Here is a 22537-nt window from a genome sequence, read left to right on the forward strand (position 1 = left end):
ACACGGAGGTCAACCGGGCCCTAGATTTCTGGTCATGACGAACTCCCGCATCAACTTCGCCAAGTCCGCCCCGAAGGCCTTCAAGGCCCTGATCGGCTTCGACGCCGCCGCCCGCGCCGGGCTCGACCCCGCGCTGGTCGAGCTGGTCCAGATCCGCGCGTCGCAGCTCAACCGCTGCGCCTACTGCCTGCACATGCACACCTCGGACGCCCGCAAGGCCGGCGAGAGCGAAGAACGGCTGCACATGGTCGCGGTGTGGCACGAGGCGACGAGCTTCTTCAGCGAGAAGGAGCAGGCGGCGCTGGCCCTGACCGAGGCCGTCACGCTGATCCCCGGCGGCGTCCCCGACGACGTCTACGCCCGGGCCGCCGGGCAGTTCGGCGAGGAGGAGCTGGCCCAGCTGCTCGCGCTGATCTTCACGATCAACACGTGGAACCGCATCGCCATCACGACGGCGAAGGTGCCCGGCACGGACGAGCGGGTGGCCCGGTGACCCGCCGGCCGCGCGCGGTCCTGGCGCTGCTGGCGTTCGCGCAGCTGATCATCTCCCTCGACTACAACATCGTGTACGTGGCGCTGCCGGACATCGGCCGCGAACTCGGTTTCTCCGCCCAGAGCCTGCAATGGGTGGTGAGCGCCTACGCCGTGGCGTTCGGCGGGTTCCTCCTGCTGGGCGGCCGGGCCTGCGACCTGTTCGGCCCGCGCCGGGTGTTCGCCCTCGGGTGCGCGCTCTACGCCGGCTCGTCGCTGGTGGGTGGACTGGCCGTCGATCCCGGCCTGCTCGTCGGCGCCCGGGCCGGGCAGGGCCTGGGCGGGGCGCTGCTCTTCCCCGCGACGTTGACCCTGGTCAGCACGGTGTTCGCGGCCGGCCGCGAACGCAACCGCGCGTTCGCGGTGTGGGGCACCGCGGGCGGCAGCGGGATGATCCTCGGCTCACTGCTCGGCGGCGTGCTGACGCAGGCGTTCGGCTGGGCTGCGGTGTTCTTCGTGAACGTCCCGCTCGCCGCGGCGGCCGCGGCGCTCGCGTTCGTGCTCCTGCCCGTCTCCCCGGCGCGAGAGCCCGGCCGCCGGTTCGACCTCGCCGGGGCGCTGACGGCGACGCTCGGGACGACGTCGGCGGTGTTCGCCCTGGTCGAAGGTCCGGAGCTGGGCTGGACTTCGGCGGTGGTCCTGACGTCCGCGGCGGTGGGCGTCGCGTTGCTCGCCGCGTTCGCCGTGCTCGAGCGCCGGGGCCGCGACCCGCTGCTGCCGCCGTGGCTGCTGCGGGAGCGCAACCTCGGCACCGGCGTGGTCGTGACGTTCCTCTACATGGGCACGTTCGGCACGCTGCTGTACTTCCTCACCGGGTACTTCCAGGGCGTGCACGGCTACGGCGCGCTGGCGACCGGGCTGGCGTTCGGCGTGCCGATGGTTGCGATCGCGGCGGGCTCGCAGGCGGCGGGCCGCCTGGCCACCCGCTACGGCACGCGCCCGACGCTGGTGGTCTCACTGATGATCGGTGGAGCCGGGGCGGTCCTGCTCGGGCTGTCGATGACGGCGGAGGCGTCCTACCTGGCGTTGGTCCCGGCGTTGGTCGTGCTGGGCCTGGGCCAGGGCGCGGGGTACACGCTGATGTTCGGTGCGGCGGCGGCCGGGATTCCGCCGTCCGCCCAGGGAGTGGCGTCCGGGGTCGCGTCGACGGCCCAGCAGGTCGGCGGAACGGTGGGCCTGGCGGTGTTCGTCGCGGTGGCCAACACGGGAACGGACGGACTGTCCGGCGAGACCTTACGAATGGCCACAGTGGACGGTCTGCGGACAGCGGTTCTGCTGGCAGCCGCGGGAATCGCCGTGACGGCACTGGCCGCCCTGCGCTTCAGGGGAGCGAACCGGACCGAAGTGGTCCCGGCGTGAAAGCGGAAGAGCCACCATCCCCCGCGATGGTGGCTCTTCCCCGTCTTCAGTCGGCGAGGGCCAGCAGGTCCTCCGGCTCCGCGGCCGGCTCCTCGGCTGGCTTCTTCCGGGCGGCCAGGCCGCTGATCGCGACCAGCAGTCCCAGCACCGCGATCCCGGTGACCACCGTCAACGCCGGCGTCAAGCCGGTGAGCAGCGCCGCCGGGGAGGCCTCGCGGCCGCCGTTGGCGGTCAGGACCGCCGTCACCACCGCGAGCCCGATCGCGCCACCGACCTGCAGTGACGTGTTCAGCAGGCCGCCGGCCAGCCCTTGTTCGCTGTCCGAAATCCCGGCCGTGGCCTGGATGTTGAGCGAGGAGAACGCCAGCGTGAAGCCGATGCCGAGCAGGATCATGCTGGGCAGCACGAAGGCCGCGTAGCCCGAGTGCTCGTCCACCCGCAGGAACAGCGCGTAGCCGATGACGTGCGCGACGACGCCCGCGAAGATCGTGCGCGGCGTGCCGACCCGGTCGATCAGCGGCTCGATGCGCGGCGAGCCGAACGCCACGATCAGCGCCGCCGGCAGGAAGCCGAGCGCGGTCTGCAGCGCGGACCAGCCCAGCACCCGCTGCAGGTACAGCATCACGACGAACTGGAACCCGATGTACGCGCCGAAGAACAGCGCGCCGCCGAGGTTCGCGCGGGCCAGCGGGCCGGCGCGGAGGATCCCCAGGCGCAGCAACGGGTGGGGACTGCGCTTTTCGATGAGGACGAACGTCACCAGCAACGCGAGCGCGACGGCGAACGTGATCAGCGTGCGCGGCGCGGCCCAGCCGATCTCGGGTGCCTCGACGACGCCGAACACCAGCAGCAGTGAGCCGGCGGCGCCGGTGATCGCGCCCGGGAAGTCGTAGCCGCGGCCCTCTTCCCGCCGGTAGGACGGGATCAGCTTCCAGGCCGCGATGAACGCGACCAGCGCGATCGGCGCGGGCAGCAGGAACGTCCAGCGCCAGCCGACCTCGGTCAGCAGGCCGGAGAACACGAGCCCGGCGGAGTACCCGCTCGCGCCGAACACGGCGAAGATGCTGATCGCCTTGTTGCGGGCCGGGCCCTCCTGGAACGTCGTGGTGATGATGGACAGCGCGGCCGGCGCGGTGAAGGCGGCGGCCAGGCCCTTGATGAAGCGGCTCGCGATGAGCAGCGCGCCGTCGTCGACGAGCCCGCCGAGCAGGGAGGCCAGCGCGAACACGGCGACGGCGACGAGGAACACGCGGCGGCGGCCGAGCAGGTCGGCGGTGCGCCCGCCGAGCAGCAGCAGCCCGCCGTAACCCAGGACGTACCCGCTGACGACCCATTGCAGCGCGTTGGTGGACAGGCCGAGGTCCGACTGGATGGCGGGGAGCGCGACGCCGACCATCGACACGTCGAGCGCGTCGAGACCGATGACGATCGAAACGGTGAGCAGGACACCCCAGAGACGTGCGTCCCACCGGGTCGAGGTGGTGGACAAGGACACGGAAGAGCTCATGTCGGCGACAGTACATGCACACGCATCTAATGTCGAAGCATTTAATGTGTTTGCATCTGATGTGTGTGCATGCTAAGTTGGTCGCCGTGAGCGACGTCGCTGAACAGGGTCTGGTCCAGGAGTGGCACGAGTTGCTGGCCCGCTACTCGGCCGTGTTCACCGCGCTCGAGTGCCGCCTGCAGGAGCGCCACGGGATCGGCGCGAACGAGTTCGAGGCCCTGGAACGGCTCGCGACCTGCGACTTCAAGTGCCGCTCGGCCGACCTCACCGGCGCCATCCACCTCAGCCAGAGCGCCACCTCGCGGCTGGTCGCCCGCCTCGAGAAGGAGGGCCTGGTCGAGCGCGCGCTGTGCGAGCTGGACCGGCGCGGCATCTTCGTGACCATCACCGACGCCGGCCGGGAGAAGTACCTCGCGGCGAAGCGGACGCACCGCGAGGTGCTCACCGAAACGCTGGGCTGACGGCTCAGCCCACCGGCCCCTCGGCGGCCGTCACCTGAATCTGCTGCTGCCCACCGGCGGCGCTGGTCACCGTCAGCGTCAGCTTGTCGCCCGGGTGATGGGTGTCCATCACGTTCGTCAGCGTCGTCGCCGAGTCGATCGCCTTGCCGTCGATGGCGGTGATCACGTCGCCGGCCGCGAGGCCCGCCTGCTGCGCCGGGCCCTGGGCGACGACGTCGCGGATCTGCGCACCCTGGCCTTGGCCGTCGGAGACCGAGACGCCGATGAAGGCCGTCTTGCCGATGTGGATCTTGTCGGACGCGGTGCCCGCGACGATCTGGTGCGCGATGTCGATGGCCTGGTTGATCGGGATGGCGAAGCCCTGGCCGCCGGCGCCGCTGCGGCGGCCGTTCAGCTGGTAGCCGGTGGACGCGGCGGTGTCGATGCCGATGACCTGCGCGTTCGCGTTGACGAGCGGGCCGCCCGAGTCGCCGGACTCGATGTTCGCGCGGACCTGGATCAGCCCGGTGAGCTGCTCGGACGACCCGCTGGACTCGTCGGACGCGGTGATCGACTGGTCCAGCGCGGTCACCGTGCCGGGCGCCGGCACGGGGTCGCCGCCGCGGCCGCCGGCGTTGCCGAGGCCGAGGATCTGGTCGCCGACCTTGACCGTCGACGAGTCGCCGATGCTCGCGGTGGGCAGGCCGGACGCGTCTTCGAGCTGCAGGACCGCGATGTCCTCGCTGCGGTCGTAGCCGACGACCTCCGCCTTGTACGTGTCGCCGGTGCCGATGCTGGTGACCTTGATGCTGGTCGCGCCGGCGACGACGTGGTTGTTCGTGAGCACCTCGCCGTCCGGGGTGAGCACGATGCCCGTGCCGGCCGCGGCCGCGCCCTGCAGGCCGAGCTCGGTGTTGACGTTGACGATGGCCGGGTTGACCTTCGCGGCCACGGCGTCGGCGTCGAGCGCGGTGGCCGCGGCGCTGGGCTGCCCGGAGAAGCCGAAGTTCTGGTTGCCGCCCGCGGTGGGACTGTTCGAGGCGGAGATGAGGTGCCCGATGCCGAGCCCGGCGACCACGGCGAGAGCGACCGCGACGACGGCGACGGTCAGGGCGCGAAGGGGCCGCCTGCGCGGCGGCTGCGGGACGGGCGGCGGGTAGCCGTAGCCGTAGCCGTGAGGGGCACCTTCAGGACCCATCGGCTGGGTGTACTGCGGCGGGTAGGGGCGTCCCCACTGGTCCCGGGCCTGGTTGTACGGCTGCTGCCCGTAGTACTGCTGCTGACCATAGGGCTGCTGGTCGTAGTAGCCCTGACCCTGCGGGTACTCGCCCTGGCCGTAGCCATACGGATACTCGCCGCCGCCCTGCGGTCCTCGGTCGTACTCGCTCATGCACAGCTCCAGCCCTCGACAAGCCTCCGGCCGCTCCAGGAAACCCCGCGTTCCTGAGAATTTCCTGGCGCGGCTTTATGGAGTTGCTGTGGATATACCCGAGGGGAGCGGCCGCCATGCCGGCGTGATCGACGTTACGCCGGGACCACCACCTTCCGGATGGTCGCCGTCAAGCGGTCCGCGTGCTCGCGCACCGCGGCGACTTCGGGCCCGGCGGCCGCGCCGGAGTGGATCTCGACGCTCACCCCGGCCGTCGTCGCCGCGGCCCTGGCCGCCTCCGCCACCGCCGCCAGGTCGGTGGCCACCAGGGGGTCCGGCGGCACCCGGTCCGCCAGGTCCAGCACCGCCGCCGCGGCGGTGATCACTTCCGCGGCCGGCTCGCACGCGCGCCGGCGTGCTTCGGCCACCGCGGCGTCCCGTGCTTCACCGGGCGGCAGCCGGCGCGCCCGGGCGAGGGTCGCCGCCGCGTGCGCCTCCTTCTCCGCCAGCCGCAACGCGTGCATGCTCAGCGTCCTGGCTTCGCGCCCGTCGGGGGACGCCTTGCCGATCAGCGCCGCGGCCTGTGCGACGTGCAGTGCTGCCGTCGCCCCGCCGCCCGGGGACGCGTCGGACGCGAGGGCCTTGAGGAAGTCGCTCAGGATCTGGTCACGCATGACTCCGCCTTCCGAAACTACCGCCGGATCCGTTCCATGCCGGGGTCGACCAGTGGCTCGGCGGCCACGGTGGCCGCGACCCGGCGGCCGAAGTACTCGATCTCGACACCGCTCCCGACGTCCGCCGACGCCGGGAGCCAGGCGTAGGCGATCGGCCGGCCGATCGTGTAGCCGTACGCCGCGCTCGTGACGTAGCCCGAAGCGACTCCGTCGACGAACACCGGTTCCTTGCCCAGCACGACCGTGCGGCCGTCGTCGATCGTCAGGCACCGCAGCCGCCGCGACGCCGTCTCCTCGCTGCGCCCCTCGATCGCGTCCCGCCCCGAGAACGGCCCCTTCGCCGGACGCACGGCGAAGCCCACACCGGCTTCGTACGGGTCGTGCTCGGTCGTCATGTCGGTGCCCCACAGCCGGTAGCCCTTCTCCAGCCGCAGGCTGTTGAACGCCGCCCGCCCGGCCGCGATGACGCCGAGGGGCTGCCCGGCCGCCCACAGCGCGTCCCACAGCCGCAGGCCGTTGTCCGCGCTCGTGTAGATCTCCCAGCCGAGTTCGCCCACATAGGACAGTCGCATCGCGACGACCGGCACCCCGGCGATCCGCGCCTCGCGGGCCCGGAAGTACTTCAGCGCCGTGTGCGAGAAGTCTTCCCGGCTCAGCGGTTGCACGAGGTCCCGCGCCAGCGGACCCCAGACGCCGATGCAGCAGGTCCCCCCGGTGATGTCCCGGACCTGCACGCCGGGCGGCGCGTGCTTCACGAAGTGGTCGACGTCGATGTTGCCGTTGATCCCGACCTGGAACCGCTCCGGGCCGAGCCGCGCCACCGTGACGTCGCTGCGCACCCCACCGGCGTCGTCCAGCATCAGCGTGTAGGTGACCGACCCGACGGACTTCTCCAGCTGATTCGTGTTCAGCGACTGTAAGAACTTCAGTGACCCACTTCCGCTGATCTCCACGCGCTTCAGTGGCGTCATGTCGTACAGCGCCACACCGTTGCGCGTGTGCCAGGCCTCGGCCGCCGCGATCGGCGAGTGGAACTGCGCCGACCACGCGTCCCGCGCCGGCGGCAGCGCGTCGTGCGGCAGCTTCTTCAGCAGCGGCGCGTTGGCCTCGAACCAGTGCGGCCGCTCCCAGCCGCCCGCCTCCAGGAACACCGCGCCCAGCTCGCGCTGCCGGACGTGGAACGGCGTCACCCGCAGGTCGCGCGGGGAAAGCTTGGGCTGCAACGGGTGCAGGATGTCGTAGACCTCGACGAAGTTCTGCTGCGAAGTCTCGCTCACATAAGAAGGCGCGAGCTGGATGTCTTCGAAGCGGTGGACGTCGACCTCGTGCAGGTCGGTCTCGGAGTGCCCGTCGACGAGCAGCTCGGCGACGGCCTTGGCGATGCCCGCGGAATGCGTCACCCACACGGCCTCGGCGAGCCAGAACCCGCGGACGTCGGCCGACTCGCCGACCAGCGACTGGCCGTCCGGGGTGAACGAGAAGATCCCGTTGAAGCCCTCCTCGACCTTGGTCTGCCGCAGCGCGGGCAGCAGCAGCTTGCTTTCCTCCCAGGAAGGCGCGAAGTCGTCTTCGGTGAAGGGCAGCATCGACGGCATGGCCGTCTCGGTCACCGAAGGATCCAAAGTGGACTCGTCGACCGGCATCGGCCGGTGCGCGTAGGACCCGATGCCGATCCGGTCGACGTGCTCGCGGAAGTACAGGTCCTGGTCCTGGTGGCGCAGGATCGGCAGGCTCGCCTCGACCTCTTCGGTGTTGCGCCCGACCAGCTCGTCGACGCGGCCGGTCTTGACGTACTGGTGCGCGAGCGGCAACAGCGGGACGTCCATGCCCACCATCGCGCCGATCTCGCGGCCCCAGAACCCGGCGCACGACACGACGACGTCGGCCGGGAAGTCGCCCTGGTCGGTCCGGACGCCGGCGACGCGGCCGCCTTCCTGCAGGACGTCGGTGACCTTTGTGGACCCGACAAAACGAGCGCCCCGCGAGGTGGCCCGCTCAGCCAGCACGCCCACCGCCTTCGCCGCCCGGGCCAGCCCGTCGCTGGGCACGTGCAGCGCGCCGAAGACCTGCGAGCCGTCGAGCAGCGGCCAGCGCCGGACGCACTCCTCGGCGTCGATGAGCTCTCCGGCAACGCTCCACGACGTCGCCCAGCCGTGCTTGCGCCTGAGGTCGTCCCAGCGCGCCGGCGTCGTCGCGACCTCCATGCCGCCGACCTGGAGGAAACAGTCCAGTTCCAGGAACTTCGAGACGGTGTACTTCGCGAACTCCGTCATCGTCTTGGACGCGTTGGTCTGGAACACCAGGCCGGGCGCGTGTGACGTCGACCCGCCGGTGCGCGGCAGCGGGCCCTGGTCGAGGACGGTGACGTCGGTCCAGCCGCGGGCGGTCAGCTCGTCGGCGAGGTTCGCGCCGACGATGCCGGCGCCGATGATCACGGCTTTCGGTGTGGTCATGGCGGAACTCCTAACTAACGGGAAGACGGCTCACCTGAACACAACAGTGCTGTTGCCGTTGAGCAGGACTCGGCGTTCGCAGTGCCAGCGCACCGCGCGGGAGAGGGCGAGGGCTTCGGCGTCGCGGCCGACGGTCACCAGCTCGCGCGGCGAGTAGGTGTGGTCGACGCGCGCGACCTCCTGCTCGATGATCGGGCCCTCGTCGAGGTCGGGCGTGACGTAGTGCGCGGTCGCGCCGACGTACTTCACGCCCCGGTCGTAGGCCTGGTGGTACGGCTTGGCGCCCTTGAAGCCGGGCAGGAACGAGTGGTGGATGTTGATCGCGCGGCCTTCGAGCTTGAGGCACAGGTCGTTGGACAGCACCTGCATGTACCGCGCGAGCACGACGAGGTCCGCCTGGTACTCGCCGACCAGGTCGAGCAGCCGCTGCTCGGCCTCGGGCTTGGTCTCCGGCGTCACGGGGACGTGTTCGAACGGCACGCCGGCCGCCTCCGCCATCGGCCGCAGGTCCTCGTGGTTCGACACGACCACGGCGATGTCCGCGCCGAGGCTGCCCGCGCGCCAGCGGAACAGCAGGTCGTTGAGGCAGTGCCCGAACTTGGAGACCATCACCAGCAGCCGGTCCGGGGTGCCGTCGGCGAACCCGAACTCCATCTCGAAGGTTCCCGCCACCGGCACGAAGTCGCGGCGCAGATCATCCACTGTGGTCTCATCCGGCGCGGTGAACGACGTGCGCAGGAACAGCGAGCCGCGGACGTCGTCGTCGAACTGCTGGTGCTCGACGATGTCGCAGCCCTGCCCGACGAGGAACGTCGTGACGGCGTGCACGATGCCCGAGCGTTCCGGGCACTTGAGCGTCAAGGTGAAGGTCACGAGACGTACTCCAGACTCGCGTCGGCCAGCCAGGTCGTGAAGTAGTTCGCGAACGACTGCCGCACGAGGATCGTGAATCCCTCTTCCCGGACCATGAGCACGATGCCGGTGCGCGCGAACAGCGTCTGGACGCAGGTGCCGAGCGGCGAGACCGACGGGTCCAGGTCGATCGAGCAGCCGTGGGCCAAGACGTCCCGAGCGTGCTCCCCGTTGAGCCGCAAGACATTGCGCTGCGCCGAGACGTCGACCACAGCTAGAGCGCCCGCTTCCCGGAGTGCGGTTTCCAGCTCGATCTGACGTCCGGGCTCGGCGAGCACGAGGTACTCGTCCGGGCCCATCCAGAGGATGTCGACGCCGTTGGCGCTGGTGAACGTGCACGGCCCGGGCAGGTCGACGCCGAGCAGGCTGTGCCCCTCCCGGAGGCGCACGGTGAGCTGGGTGCGGAACGGTTCTTCGACCGCGTCAACCGTCACGGCGGGCTCCTTCCTTGTCGAAGAGCACGGATTCGGTCACGGTCACCGGCACGACCTGGTCACCGACCGGCACGTAGAGCGTTTCGCCGATCCGCTCGCGGCCTGACCGGACGAGGGCCAGCCCGAAGGTCCGGCCCAACGCGGCACTGTCGTAGCTGGAGGTGACGTGGCCGAGCATCCGCACGGGAGGTTCGGGCACGGTCTCGGATTCGATGATCTGTGCGCCTTCCGGCAGCAGCACCGAGGGCTCCACGGGCAGCAGGCCGACGAGCTGTTTGCGGTCCGGCCGGTTGTTCTCCGCGCGGGCGAAGGAACGCTTGCCGAGGAAGTCGACCTTCTTCTTCGACACCGCCCAGGACATGCCGAGGTCCTGCGGGGTGACCGTGCCGTCAGTGTCCTGGCCGATGATCGGATAGCCCTTCTCGGCGCGCAGGACGTGCATGGTCTCGGTGCCGTACGGCGTGGCGCCCTCGTCCACTATGGACTCCCAGAGCGCGAGCCCGTACCAGGACGGGACATTGATCTCGTAGGCCAGCTCGCCGGAGAAGCTGATCCGGCAGACGCGCGCCCGGATTCCGGCGACCTCGGCGTCGTGCCAGGTCATGAACCCGAAAGCCTCGTTGGAGACGTCGAGGTCCGGTGCCAGGCGGCCCAGGACTTCCCGCGACTTCGGCCCGACCAGGGGGATCGTGGCCCAGTGCTCGGTGACCGACGTCGCGAAGACGTTCAGGTGCGGCCACTCGGTCTGCAGCCACTCCTCCATCCACTCGAGGACCATCGCCGCGTTGCCGGTCGTGGTGGTGACGAGGAAGCGTTCCTCGCCCACGCGGATGACCGTGCCGTCGTCGATCACCATGCCGTCGACGCCGCACATCACGCCGTAGCGAATGCGACCGACCTTGAGGTTGCTCATCATGTTCGTGTAGAGCATGTCGAGAAACGCGCCGGCGTCCGGGCCCTGGACGTCGATCTTGCCCAAAGTGGACCCGTCCATCACGGCGACGCTCGTCCGAGCCGCACGGCACTCGCGCAGGACGGCGTCGTGCATCGACTCGCCGGGCTGCGGGTAGTACCAGGGCCGTTTCCACTGGCCGACGTTCTCGAACTCGGCGCCGTGCTCGACGTGCCACGGGTGGATCATGGTGACGCGCACGGGATCGTGCAGGTCACCGCGGTTCCGTCCGGCCAGTGCGGCGAACGGCACCGGCGTGTACGGCGGCCGGAACGTCGTCGGCCGCTGCGTCGCCAAGTCGACACCGAGGGCTTCGGCCGTGATGCCCGCGGCGAGCAGGCCGGAGGTCTTGCCCTGGTCGTGCGCGGTGCCGATCGTGGTGTAGCGCTTGATGTGCTCTAGCGAGCGGAGCCCGGCACCGGTCGCGCGCAAGACGTCGGACACGGTCGCGTCGCGCTGCTGGTCGACGAACCGGGTGTCCACTTCGGACTCCGGAGCGGGCACCTGCCACAACGTCTTCACTTCCGGTAGGCCCTCGCCCGCCGCCGCGCCAACGACACTGACGGTCGGCAGATCGCCATCGGGAACATACGCGCCCAATTCAGGCGCGTACCGGAGCTTGCCGCGGGCCTGGCTGAACAGGTGCACGGCCGGGTTCCAACCCCCGGACACGAGCAGCAGGTCGCACTCGACCCGCTCCCCCTCCATCTCGCCCAGTTTCGCCACGTGGGCGGCGGTGATGTGCGTGTCGCCGTCGGTGCCGATGACGCCGTAGCCCTCGCGAGCGTCGACGATCCGCACGATCTCGGCGCCGGCCGCCGCCAGGTCGGACGCGGCTTCGTACGCGCTGTCGTTGGTGGTGAACACGACCACCCGCTGCCCGGCCAAGACTCCGTAGCGGTTCAGGTACGTGCGCGCGGCACCGGCGAGCATGATGCCCGGGCGGTCGTTGTCCGGGAACACGATCGGCCGCTCGTGGGCGCCGGTGGCCAGCACGATCTTTCGAGCCCGGATCCGCCACACCCGCTGCCGCGAGATCCGTTCGGGCGCGGCGGGCTCGCCCCGGCGTTCCAAAGCCAGCACGAACCCGTCGTCGTAGATGCCGAACGCCGTGGTGCGCGAGAGGAACCGGACACCCTCCGGAGCTTCGCCGTCGGGCTGGTCGTCCACGAGCAGGACCCGGCCCTCGGCTTCAGCAGCGGCGGCGAGCCCAGCGGGTCCGGCGCCGATGACCAGGACGTCGCAATGAGCGTGCTTGGCGTCGTACCGCGCTGGGTCGGGTTCGGCGGCCAGGCGGCCCTGCCCGGACAGGCCGCGCGCGACCAAGCCGTCGTACAGCTCGACGGTGGTGGCTGACAGCATCGGCTCCGGGAACGGCGCTTCGATCTGCACCAGCGCGTTCGAGTCCTCGACGCCCGCCGCGACGATGCCGCGCGGCCGTCCGTACTTGATGCTGGTCGCGACCTGGTGGATACCATTGGCCAGCAACGCGGAAGCCAGGGTGTCGCCGAGGAAACCGGTCAGCTCGCGGCCGTCGAAGGTGAACTTGAGCGGGACGCCGGACAGCCGGGTCATGAGATCACCGGCTTCGGCTCGTCGAGGCGGTAGACCGCCTGGAGGTCGTGGGTGCGGGTGTCGCGGACGGCGTTGAACCACCGTCGGCAGCCCGCGGAGTGGCTCCAGCGCTCGGCCAGCGGCCCGCTGGGGTTGGCGCGGAAGAAGACGAACTTCGCCCAGTCCTCATCGGACAGTGCGGCCGGGTCTTCGGGGTAGGCGACGTGGGCCTGGCCGCCGTAGTGAAACTCGGCCTCTTCGCGCGGCCCGCACCACGGGCAGGGAATGAGCTGCATCAAAGACTCCTAATGCGCGACGGCGGCGGCGCCGTGCTCGTCGACGAGGGCACCGGTGGTGAACCGGTCCAAAGTGAACGGTTCGGCGTATTCATGGGGCTTCCCGCGCGCGATGGTCGCGGCGAAGACGTCACCGACCCCCGGCGTGGCCTTGAAACCGCCGGTGCCCCAGCCGCAGTTGAGGAACAGGTTCTCGACCGGGGTGAGCCCGACGATCGGCGACGCGTCCGGGCTGACGTCGACGATGCCCGCCCACGTCCGCAGCAGGTGCGCCCGCGCGAACACCGGGAACAGCTCCAGCGCGGCGGCCATCTGCTGTTCGATGATGTGGAACGAGCCGCGCTGGCCGTAGCCGTTGTAACTGTCGATGCCGGCGCCCATCACGAGCTCACCCTTGTGCGCCTGGGAAACGTAGACGTGCACGGCGTTCGACATGACGACCGTCGGGTGGATCGGCTCCAGCAGCTCGGACACCAAGGCCTGCAACGGGTGTGACACGAGCGGCAGGTCCAGGCCGACCATGCGGGCCAGCACCGACGAGTGCCCGGCGGCGCACAGCGCGACCTTGCCCGCGGCGATCCGGCCCCTCGACGTCTCGACCGCAGTGACCCGGCCGTTCACCGTCGAGATGCCGGTGACCTCGCAGTTCTGGATGAGGTCGACGCCCATCGCGTGCGCCGCGCGGGCGAAGCCCCAGGCCACGTAGTCGTGCTTCGCGATGCCCGCGCGCGGCTGGAAGGTCGCGCCGAGCACCGGGTAGCGGACGTCCGGCGAAGTGTTGACGATCGGGCAGATCTCCTTGACGCCTGCCGCGTCCACCCATTCGGCGTCGATGCCGTTGAGCTTGTTGGCTTCGACGCGGCGGACGCTGTCGCGGACGTCCTGGAGACTGTGCGCCAGGTTCAGCACCCCGCGCTGACTGAACAGGATCGGGTAGCCGAGGTCCTCTTCGAGGCCCTCCCAGAGTTTGAGCGAGTGCTCGTAGATGCCCGAACTCTCGTCCCAGAGGTAGTTGGAGCGGATGATCGTGGTGTTGCGGGCCATGTTGCCGCCCGCGAGCCAGCCCTTCTCGAGCACGGCGACGTTCGTGATGCCGTGCACCTTGGCCAGGTAGTACGCGGTGGCGAGGCCGTGCCCGCCGCCGCCCACGACGATCACGTCGTAAGCCGGCTTCGGGTCCGGGTTGTCCCAGAGGAAGTCGGGGTGCTCGGGCAGGTCGGTCATCGGGCCTCCCCCGGGTAGAGCGGGAACGCTTCGGCCAGCGCGGTGACCCGGGCGCGCAGCTTCTCGACGTCGTAGCCGGGCTTGAGCGCCTCGGCGATGACGTCGGCGGCTTCGCGGAACTCGGCGTCACCGAAGCCGCGCGTGGCCAGGGCCGGGGTGCCGATCCGCAGGCCGGAGGTGACCATCGGCGGCCGCGGGTCGAACGGGACGGCGTTGCGGTTCACGGTGATGCCGACCTCGTGGAGCCGGTCCTCGGCCTGCTTGCCGTCCAGCTCGGAGTTCCGCAGGTCGGCGAGCACCAGGTGGACGTCGGTGCCGCCGGTCAACACGGAGATGTCCTCTTCGAGCATGAGCCGTTCGGCGAGGAGCTTCGCGCCGCGCAGGGTGCGCTGCTGGCGTTCCACGAACTCCGGTTCGGACGCCATCTTGAACGCGACGGCTTTGGCGGCGATGACGTGTTCGAGCGGGCCGCCCTGCTGGCCGGGGAACACCGCGGAGTTGACCTTCTTGGCCAGGGCGGGGTCGTTCGTCAGGATCACGCCACCACGCGGGCCGCCGAGGGTCTTGTGCGTGGTCGTCGTCGTGACGTGCGCGTGCGGCACCGGCGACGGGTGCAGGCCGGTCGCGACCAGCCCGGCGAAGTGCGCCATGTCGACCAGCAGGTACGCGCCGACCTCGTCGGCGATCTCGCGGAAGCGGGCGAAGTCCAGCTGCCGCGGGTAGGCCGACCAGCCGGCGATGATCAGCTTCGGCCGGTGCTCGCGGGCCAGCCGCGCGACCTCGGCCATGTCGACCCGGAAGTCCTTTTCGGACACTTCGTAGGCGGCGACGTCGTAGAGCAGGCCGGAGAAGTTGATCCGCATGCCGTGCGTCAGGTGCCCGCCGTGGGCCAGCGAGAAGCCGAGGATCTTGTCACCGGGCTTGATGAGCGCGGCCATCGCGGCCGCGTTCGCCTGGGCGCCCGAGTGCGGCTGGACGTTGGCGAAACCGGCGCCGAAGAGCGCCTTCACCCGGTCGATGGCGAGCTGCTCCAGCACGTCGACCTGCTCGCAGCCACCGTAGTACCGGCGGCCCGGGTAGCCCTCGGCGTACTTGTTGGTGAGCACCGAGCCCTGCGCCTGCAGCACGCTCACCGGGGCGAAGTTCTCGCTGGCGATCATCTCCAGCGTCGACTGCTGCCGGTGCAGCTCGGCGCCGATCGCGTCGGCCACCGCCGGGTCGTAGTCGGCCAAGGAGCGGTTGAGCACTGGGTCGATCGTCGAGGTCATCCAAAACTCCGTCTGGTCGACTTCTGATATATCAATCGTCGATGTAGGCTAAGCGGCGTGCACCCACAGGTCAATGCCCCATCGCTGGCGGAACAGGCGTACGTCTTCATCCGCGACCGGCTCGTCATGCTCGACATCCGGCCCGGCTCCCCCATCAACGAGGAATGGCTGGGCAGCACGCTCGGCATGGGCCGCACGCCGATCCGCGAAGCACTGAAGCGCCTCGAGTCGGAGCGGCTGGTCGTCGCCTATCCGCGGCGGGGCACGTTCGCCACCGACGTCCACATCTCCGACCTCGCACACATCTCCGAGGTCCGCCGCACGCTGGAGCCGATGGCGACGGCCACCGCGGCCGAGCGCGCGACCGCGGCCGACCGGGCCACGCTCACCGAGCTGCGCGCGCAGCTCGACGCCGGCGTCCCGGCCGGGGACAACGCCGAGCTGCTGCGCACCGACCTCGCCCTGCACCGGGCGATCTACCGGTGCGTGCACAACCCGTTCCTCGAGGACACGCTGATCCGGTACGACAACCTCGCGACCCGGATCTGGTGCGTGTTCGTGCCCCGGCTGTCCGGGATGGCCGGCCACGTCGACGAACACATCCCACTCCTCACCGCGATCATCGAAGGCGACGCCGAGAAGGCCGCCGCGCTCACGCTCGAGCACGTCGCCGGGTTCGAGGCCGCCATCCGGGCGTTGATCTAAAGCCCCAGCCGGCCGCGAACCCAGTCGTGGAACTCGCCGATGTGGTGCTCACTGGGCACGAGCACGCCGCCGCCGGCGTAGGCGCGCGAGTCCATCGCGAGCTGGCAGCGTTCGCACGCCTCGAAGTCCTGCAGGTTGACGCGGTGGAACAGCTCGACCGAGCGCGTCAGGTCGCGCCCCGACTCGACGACGCCGGGCAGGTAGAGCCAGTCGCAGCGGACCAGCGTCCGATCCGGGGCCAGCGGGAACATCCGGTGCAGGATCACGTGGTCCGGCACCAGGTTGACGAAGACCTGCGGCCGGACGGTGATCGCGTAGTACTTGCGGTCCTGGTCCTCGGTGACCCCGGGCAGCCGGTCGACACCCTCGCTGCCGTCGACGGTGAAGCCCCGGACGTCGCCGCCGAACGCCGCGCCGTGGCCGACGTAGTACTGCGCGGCGTAGCCGTCGGCGAACTCCGGCAGGACCTCGGTGAGCTCCGGGTGGATCGTCGCGCAGTGGTAGCACTCCATGAAGTTCTCGATGATCTGTTTCCAGTTCGCCTTCACGTCGTACTCGATGCGCTTGCCCAGCGCCAAGCCGTCGACGCCGTACGCCTCGATCGCGTCCGCGCCGCCGAGCCGTTCGGTGACCGCGGCGACCACACTCCCGTCGAACGGCGGTGGCCCCTCGGCGAGACAGACCCAGGCGTACCCGAGCCACTCGCGCAGGTGGACGCGGGTGAGCCCGAACGTCGTGCGGTCGACGTCCGGCATGCCGGTGAGGTTCGGCGCGGCGATCAGCTTGCCGTCGAGCCCGTACGTCCAGGCGTGGTAGGGGCATTGGAAGGCGCGCTTCACGGTGCCGGAGTCGTCGGTGCAGAGGCGGGCACCGCGGTGGCGGCAGACGTTGAGGAACGCGTTCAGCTTGCCGTCCCGGCCCCGCGAGACCAGGACGCTCTCCTTGCCGACCTGGACGGTCTCGAACGACCCGGGCCCGGCGAGGTCCGCACTGCGCACGGCGCAGAACCAGTCGGCCTCGAAGATCTTCGCCTGCTCCAGCGCGAAGATCGCCGGGTCGGTGTAGTAGGTGCCGGGCAGCGTGGCCAGCAGGCTCGGCGGGAGATCGGTAGTGGTCACCGGCGTGGTCCTCTCCGCGGATCAGTTCGGGAGTTGCGCATAACGCGTCTTGTTGCTCACCCCGAAACAGAGTGACTGCCACCCCGCAGCGATGTCAAGACAGGTTTTTCAACGCCCACCACAGGTTTCGGGCAGGTTTCACCCATACGGCGTGACCGGATCCGTAACTCGCGTGATCAGAACCCGCACTCGCGTGATTGGGACCGGAACTCGTGAGTTCCGGCCTCAATCACGCGAGTTCCGTGCTCGAACACGCGAGTTACGGGTTGGCGGGGCCGTGGATGGCTCGGCGGAAGAGGGTTTCGATCTCCGCGCGGGTCGGGCGGGGGTCGGCCAGGGCCGCCTGCATCAGCAGGCCGCAGAACAGACCGGCCAGGAGACGGCCGGTGAGGGGGTCGGTGCGGGAGCCGAAGAACGCGATGAGCGCTTCGTCCCAGGCCGCGCTCGCCGCCCGCAGCCGGGGGCGGTGCAGCGCCGCGACGTACAGGTCGTACTCCACGACCGTGTCCCGGTACTGCTCGTTGATGTACCCCATGACGAGGTCCGCGAGCGCCGCCGCGAAGTCGGCGTCCGGCGGGAGCGCCGACTCCCACTCCTTCAACGCGTGGACGTTCTTCTCGGCGGCCTCGTGGAGGGCCACTTCGAGCAGGTCGTCCAGGGTCGCGAAGTGGTAGGTCGTCGAGCCGAGCGGGACGTCGGCGGCCGCCGCGACCGCGCGGTGCGTGAGCCCGTCGATGCCCCGCTGGGCGACCACCTCGATCGCCGCCTTGGCGATCCGGGCCCGCCGCTCGGGGTCGTTCGGGCCACGACGCCGGGTCGCGCCGGGTTCGGTCTTCGCCATCGAGCCCCCTTGTGGACATCTGTACACGCTTCGCGTACAAATGTACGCACTCAACGCGCCACGCAGCCACTGCCGATCCGGAAGGGGCCGCATGAAGGACCTCCACATCGACGGCGTCTGGACGGACGCCGGAACGCACTCCGACGTGCTGAACCCCGCCACCGGCCAGGTGATCGAGCAGGTCGCCGAGGCCGGCCGCGAGGAGGTCGACGCCGCCGTCAGAGCCGCGAGGAGGGCGTTCGACCAGGGCCCGTGGCGCCAGACCACCGCCACCGAGCGCGGCGAACTGCTCCGGCGCACCGCCGACCTGCTCGTCCGCGACCGCGAGGAACTGGCCCGCACCGAGAGCCTCGACACCGGCAAGACGCTCAGCGAAGGCCGCATCGACATCGACGACGTGACGAACGTCTTCCGCTACTACGCCGACCTCGCCGGCAAGGACGCCGGACGCCTGGTCGACGCGGGCAGCGCGAGCGTCGTCAGCCGGATCGTGCACGAGCCGGTCGGCGTCTGCGCCCTGATCGCGCCGTGGAACTACCCGCTGCTGCAGATGTCCTGGAAGGTCGCGCCCGCCCTGGCCGCGGGCAACACCGTCGTGCTCAAGCCCAGCGAAGTCACCCCGCTGACGACGATCAAGCTCGTCGCCCTCCTCGAAGAGGCCGGGACCCCGCCCGGCGTCGTCAACCTCCTGCTCGGGCCGGGTCACGTCGGCGCGGCCATGGTCGAGCACCCGGCCGTGGACCTCGTCTCCTTCACCGGCGGCTACGCGACCGGCGAGAAGATCATGACGGCCGCCGCGAAGGGCGTCCGCCGCGTCGCCCTCGAACTCGGCGGCAAGAACCCGAACGTGGTCTTCGCCGACGCCGACTACGACACCGCCCTCGACTACGCGCTGATGGCCGCGTTCGTCCATTCGGGACAGGTCTGCTCAGCGGGCGCGCGCTTGATCATCCAGGATGAGATCCATGACCGGTTCGTGGCGGACCTCGCCGCGCGCGCCGACCGGATCCGGGTCGGCGACGGCCTCGATCCCGCCACCGAGACGGGCCCGCTCGTCTCGGCGCAGCACCGCGCCAAGGTCGAGGGCTACATCCAGGGCGCGATCGAAGCCGGCGCGACGCTCCGAGCGGGCGGCGGGCGCCCCGAAGGCGCCGAGTACGAAAGCGGTTTCTTCCTCCGCCCGACAGTGTTCAGCGACTGCACCAGGGACATGGCGGTCGTCCGGGAAGAGGTCTTCGGCCCGGTCGTCACCGTGGAACGCTTCACCGACGAGGCCGGCGCGATCGCCCTGGCCAACGACACCGAGTACGGGCTCGCCGGGGCCGTGTGGACGTCGGACGCGTCCCGCGCCCAGCGGGCCGCCGGGGCCCTGCGCCACGGCACCGTGTGGATCAACGACTACCACCCCTACCTGCCGCAGGCGGAGTGGGGCGGGTTCGGCCGGTCCGGCATCGGCCGCGAGCTCGGACCGTCCGGGCTGGCGGAGTACCAGGAGAGCAAGCACGTCTACCAGAACATCGATCCCGTTCCGCAGCACTGGTTCAAGGGCTGACCCCTTCCCCCACGTGAGGACATTGCCATGACCACGCAAGAAAAGGCGGGCGGGGGGCCTGCCCCGGACGACAGCTCCGACCTCGAGAAGTTCGGCTACCGCCAGGAGCTCGAACGCTCCCTCGGCTCCTTCTCCAGCTTCGCCGCCGGGTTCTCCTACATCTCGATCATGACCGGCGTGTTCCAGCTGTTCTTCTTCGGCTTCGGCTCGGGCGGGCCGGCGTTCATCTGGACCTGGCCGCTGGTCTTCATCGGCCAGCTCGCCGTCGCGCTCTGCTTCGCCGAGCTCGCCGGCCAATTCCCGCTCGCCGGCTCGGTGTACCAGTGGGCGAAACAGATCGCAAAGCCCGCGACGTCGTGGTTCGCCGGCTGGATCATGATCATCGGCGCCATCGTCACCGCCGGCGCCGTCGCGGTGGCCTACCAGATCATCCTGCCGCAGGTCTCGACCGCGTTCCAGATCGTCGGCAGCGACTCCGACGCCGGCCTGACGTCGACGCCGGGCGGCGCGCAGAACGCCATCATCCTGGCCCTGGTGCTGGTCGTGTTCGCCACGATCGTGAACGTCATCGGCGTCAAGCTGATGGCGAAGATCAACAACTTCGGCGTCGCGGTGGAGCTGTCCGCGGTCATCCTGCTGATCATCGCGCTGGCCGTGCACATCAAGCGTGGCCCGCAGGTGGTCTTCGAGACGCACGCCACGGGTGACGGTCACTCGCTCGGGTACCTCGGGGCGTTCCTGGTGGCGTCGCTGATGAGCGCGTACGTCTTCTACGGCTTCGACACCGCGGGTTCGCTCGCCGAAGAGACCACCCAGCCGCGCAAGCACGCGCCGCGCGCGATCCTGCGGGCGATCACGGCGTCGTTCATCGTCGGCGGCCTGGTGATGCTGGTCGGCATGATGGCCGTCGGCGACATCAACGCCGAGGAGCTGAGCACGTCCGGCATGCCCTACCTGCTGAAGAGCACGCTGGGCACCGGGCTGGGCAACGCCTTCCTGATCTGTTCGGCGATCGCGATCACGGTGTGCTGCCTGGCCGTGCAGACCGCGGCGATCCGGATGGCGTGGGCGATGGCCCGCGACGGCCGGCTGCCGTTCAGCAAGGCGATGGCGAAGGTGTCGCCGCGTTCGAAGACGCCGGTCCTGCCGGCGCTGCTCACCGGCGGCCTCACCATCGTGGTGCTGCTGATCAACCTGGGCAACCAGCGGGCGTTCTTCATCCTGACCTCGACGGCGATCATCCTGTTCTACATCCCCTACCTGATGGTCACCGGTCCGCTGCTGCTGCGCCGCCTGCGCGGGCAGTGGCCGCGTCCCGGGCACGGCCCGTACTTCAAGCTCGGCCGCTGGGGCACGCTGGTGAACCTGGTCGCGGTCGTCTACGGCGGCGCGATGACGGTCAACCTGATCTGGCCGCGCGCCGAGGTCTACGGCGACGACCACTGGTACTTCCAGTGGGGCGCGGTGATCGTCACCGGGCTGATCGTGATCATCGGTGCGATCATGCTCTACATCCGGCGCGGTACCTGGGGTTCGTCGCACACGAGCCCCGAGCACATGCCCGACGACGCCCCGGATTCACTACCCGGCTGAGGAGGCCCCATGAGTTCCGATACCTACGACTTCGTCATCGTCGGCGGTGGCTCGGCGGGCTGCGCGCTGGCGAACCGGCTCTCCGCCAACCCGTCGAACAAGGTCCTGGTGCTGGAGGCGGGGCGGTCCGACTACAAGTGGGACGTCTTCATCCACATGCCGGCCGCGCTGACCTTCCCGATCGGGTCGAAGTTCTACGACTGGGGCTACCGCAGCGAGCCCGAGCCGCACATGAACCGCCGCCGCATCTACCACGCGCGCGGCAAGGTGCTCGGCGGCTCGTCCAGCATCAACGGGATGATCTTCCAGCGCGGCAACCCGATGGACTACGAGCGCTGGGCCGGCGACGCGGGGATGTCCACTTGGGACTACGCGCACTGCCTGCCGTACTTCCAGCGCATGGAGAACTGCCTCGCCGACGCCCCGGACGGCCAGTGGCGCGGCCACGACGGGCCTCTGGAACTGGAGCGTGGTCCGGCCAGCAATCCCTTGTTCCAGGCGTTCTTCGACGCCGCCGAGGAGGCGGGCTACCCGCGCACCGACGACGTCAACGGCTACCGGCAGGAGGGCTTCGCGGCGTTCGACCGCAACGTCCGAAAAGGACGCCGGCTCTCGGCCGCCGGTGCCTACCTGCACCCGGTGGAGAACCGGCCCAACCTCACGGTGAAGACGCACGCCTTCGTGTCGCAGATCCTCTTCGACGGCACCCGCGCGATCGGCGTCGAGTACAGCGAAGGCCGCGGTGTGCCGGGCGAGGTGTACGGCAAGGAGATCATCCTCTGCGGCGGCGCGATCAACAGCCCGCAGCTGCTGCAGCTCTCCGGCGTCGGCAACGCGGCCGACCTGGAGAAGCTCGGCATCGACGTCGTGAAGGACCTGCCGGGTGTCGGCGAGAACCTCCAAGATCACCTGGAGGTGTACATCCAGTACGCCTGCAAGGAACCGGTGTCGATGCAGCCGTCGCTGGCCAAGTGGAAGCGGCCCTACATCGGCGCGCAGTGGCTGTTCCTGCGGAACGGCCCGGCCGCGACCAACCACTTCGAGGGCGGCGGGTTCGTCCGGTCCAACGACGAGGTGAAGTACCCGAACCTGATGTTCCACTTCCTGCCGGTGGCGATCCGCTACGACGGCTCGGCGCCCACGGAGGGCCACGGCTACCAGGTGCACGTCGGCCCGATGTACGCCGACACCCGCGGCTCGGTGAAGCTCACCTCGACCGACCCGCGGGAGCACCCGGCGATCAAGTTCAACTACCTGTCGACCGAGAACGACCGCAAGGAGTGGATCGAAGCCGTGCGGGTGGCGCGGAAGATCCTCAACCAGTCCGCCATGAACCGGTACAACGGCGGGGAGATCTCGCCGGGGCCTCGAGTGGACACAGACCGCGAGATCCTCGACTGGGTCGCGAAGGACGCCGAGACCGCGCTGCACCCGTCGTGCACGGCCAAGATGGGCGTGGACGACGGCTCGGTGATCGACCCGCAGACCATGCGGGTGCACGGCACCGAGGGCCTGCGCGTCGTCGACGCGTCGGTCATGCCCTACATCCCCAACGGCAACATCTACGCGCCGGTGATGATGACCGCCGAGAAGGCCGCCGACCTGATCCTCGGCAACACCCCGCTCGCCCCGATCAAGACGCCGTTCTACCGGCACGGGGAGAACTAGCCCGGACGTCGTAGCGCCCGTACCGCCGTCCCCGGTACGGGCGCTTCGTGGTGCCCGGATTATCCGTTAGCGGGTAACGGAAACTAC

General features: G+C 70.0%; 19 protein-coding genes. 7 read left to right on the forward strand and 12 right to left on the reverse strand.

Annotated elements, in window-relative coordinates; all coding sequences use genetic code 11:
- The first annotated feature begins 34 nt into the window (after positions 1–34).
- Entirely contained in the window at positions 35–493 is a 459-nt protein-coding gene (locus tag AB0C38_RS35420) for a carboxymuconolactone decarboxylase family protein (protein WP_360681942.1), read from the forward strand.
- A complete protein-coding gene (locus AB0C38_RS35425; protein ID WP_360681944.1) occupies positions 490–1890 on the forward strand; it encodes an MFS transporter in 1401 nt (466 codons plus the stop codon). Before AB0C38_RS35420 ends, AB0C38_RS35425 begins: the two co-directional genes overlap by 4 nt.
- Before the next feature lie 46 nt (positions 1891–1936).
- Here the strand turns inward: AB0C38_RS35425 and AB0C38_RS35430 are convergent, their stop codons facing one another.
- On the reverse strand, positions 1937–3397 hold the full coding sequence (locus AB0C38_RS35430) for an MFS transporter (protein ID WP_360681946.1): 1461 nt from the start codon (positions 3395–3397) through the stop codon (positions 1937–1939).
- An 86-nt stretch (positions 3398–3483) separates the two neighbouring features.
- On the opposite strand from AB0C38_RS35430, the gene AB0C38_RS35435 reads away from it, so the two are divergent.
- Complete coding sequence (locus AB0C38_RS35435) at positions 3484–3858, forward strand: MarR family transcriptional regulator (RefSeq protein WP_360681948.1); 375 nt, start codon at positions 3484–3486, stop codon at positions 3856–3858.
- A gap of 4 nt (positions 3859–3862) precedes the next feature.
- On the opposite strand, the gene AB0C38_RS35440 is transcribed toward AB0C38_RS35435, so the two are convergent.
- The 9 genes from AB0C38_RS35440 to glyA all read right to left on the reverse strand — a co-directional run bounded on the left by AB0C38_RS35440 (position 3863) and on the right by glyA (position 14973).
- Positions 3863–5227: a trypsin-like peptidase domain-containing protein gene (locus tag AB0C38_RS35440; RefSeq protein WP_360681950.1), complete on the reverse strand. Its 1365-nt coding sequence runs from the start codon at positions 5225–5227 to the stop codon at positions 3863–3865.
- 134 nt (positions 5228–5361) lie between these two features.
- The gene (locus tag AB0C38_RS35445) at positions 5362–5880 is read right to left on the reverse strand and encodes a cyclodeaminase/cyclohydrolase family protein (RefSeq protein ID WP_360681952.1); all 519 of its coding nucleotides are present in this window, start codon (positions 5878–5880) and stop codon (positions 5362–5364) included.
- Positions 5881–5897: 17 nt separating this feature from the next.
- Entirely contained in the window at positions 5898–8333 is a 2436-nt protein-coding gene (locus AB0C38_RS35450; RefSeq protein ID WP_360681954.1) for an FAD-dependent oxidoreductase, read from the reverse strand.
- Between the two features lie 30 nt (positions 8334–8363).
- The gene (purU, locus tag AB0C38_RS35455) at positions 8364–9206 is read right to left on the reverse strand and encodes a formyltetrahydrofolate deformylase (RefSeq protein ID WP_360681956.1); all 843 of its coding nucleotides are present in this window, start codon (positions 9204–9206) and stop codon (positions 8364–8366) included.
- Positions 9203–9679 (reverse strand): sarcosine oxidase subunit gamma family protein, encoded by a 477-nt coding sequence (locus AB0C38_RS35460; protein ID WP_360681958.1) that lies wholly within the window; start codon positions 9677–9679, stop codon positions 9203–9205. Before AB0C38_RS35460 ends, purU begins: the two co-directional genes overlap by 4 nt.
- Positions 9669–12206 carry a 2Fe-2S iron-sulfur cluster-binding protein gene (locus tag AB0C38_RS35465; RefSeq protein ID WP_360681960.1) on the reverse strand — a complete coding sequence of 846 codons (2538 nt, stop codon included), beginning with the start codon at positions 12204–12206 and terminating at the stop codon, positions 9669–9671. The genes AB0C38_RS35460 and AB0C38_RS35465 overlap by 11 nt, the downstream gene beginning before the upstream one ends.
- Complete coding sequence (locus AB0C38_RS35470) at positions 12203–12481, reverse strand: sarcosine oxidase subunit delta (RefSeq protein WP_360681962.1); 279 nt, start codon at positions 12479–12481, stop codon at positions 12203–12205. Before AB0C38_RS35470 ends, AB0C38_RS35465 begins: the two co-directional genes overlap by 4 nt.
- 9 nt (positions 12482–12490) lie before the next feature.
- The gene (locus AB0C38_RS35475) at positions 12491–13705 is read right to left on the reverse strand and encodes a sarcosine oxidase subunit beta family protein (protein ID WP_360681964.1); all 1215 of its coding nucleotides are present in this window, start codon (positions 13703–13705) and stop codon (positions 12491–12493) included.
- Complete coding sequence (gene glyA / locus AB0C38_RS35480) at positions 13702–14973, reverse strand: serine hydroxymethyltransferase (RefSeq protein WP_360681966.1); 1272 nt, start codon at positions 14971–14973, stop codon at positions 13702–13704. Before glyA ends, AB0C38_RS35475 begins: the two co-directional genes overlap by 4 nt.
- Positions 14974–15030: 57 nt before the next feature.
- Here glyA and AB0C38_RS35485 point away from each other — a divergent pair, with 57 nt between their 5' ends.
- Positions 15031–15678, forward strand: coding sequence for a GntR family transcriptional regulator (locus AB0C38_RS35485; RefSeq protein WP_360681968.1), 648 nt, complete (start codon positions 15031–15033; stop codon positions 15676–15678).
- Here AB0C38_RS35485 and AB0C38_RS35490 read toward each other — a convergent pair.
- Together AB0C38_RS35490 and AB0C38_RS35495 are read right to left on the reverse strand one after the other, a co-directional pair.
- Complete coding sequence (locus AB0C38_RS35490; protein ID WP_360681970.1) at positions 15675–16796, reverse strand: aromatic ring-hydroxylating dioxygenase subunit alpha; 1122 nt, start codon at positions 16794–16796, stop codon at positions 15675–15677. The two genes, AB0C38_RS35485 and AB0C38_RS35490, sit on opposite strands and share 4 nt — an antisense overlap.
- Positions 16797–17055: 259 nt before the next feature.
- Positions 17056–17637, reverse strand: a complete 582-nt coding sequence (locus AB0C38_RS35495) for a TetR family transcriptional regulator (protein WP_360681971.1) — start codon at positions 17635–17637, stop codon at positions 17056–17058.
- 91 nt (positions 17638–17728) lie between these two features.
- Here AB0C38_RS35495 and AB0C38_RS35500 point away from each other — a divergent pair, with 91 nt between their 5' ends.
- From AB0C38_RS35500 to betA, 3 genes are read left to right on the forward strand one after another with little or no spacing between them, the layout of a single operon-like run.
- Entirely contained in the window at positions 17729–19189 is a 1461-nt protein-coding gene (locus tag AB0C38_RS35500; RefSeq protein WP_360681973.1) for an aldehyde dehydrogenase family protein, read from the forward strand.
- Positions 19190–19216: 27 nt separating this feature from the next.
- Positions 19217–20782, forward strand: coding sequence for an amino acid permease (locus AB0C38_RS35505; RefSeq protein WP_360681974.1), 1566 nt, complete (start codon positions 19217–19219; stop codon positions 20780–20782).
- A 9-nt stretch (positions 20783–20791) separates the two neighbouring features.
- Positions 20792–22450, forward strand: a complete 1659-nt coding sequence (gene betA / locus AB0C38_RS35510) for a choline dehydrogenase (RefSeq protein ID WP_360681976.1) — start codon at positions 20792–20794, stop codon at positions 22448–22450.
- Positions 22451–22537 lie beyond the last annotated feature (87 nt).

The sequence above is a fragment of the Amycolatopsis sp. NPDC048633 genome, assembly GCF_040650695.1.
Taxonomy (GTDB): domain Bacteria; phylum Actinomycetota; class Actinomycetes; order Mycobacteriales; family Pseudonocardiaceae; genus Amycolatopsis.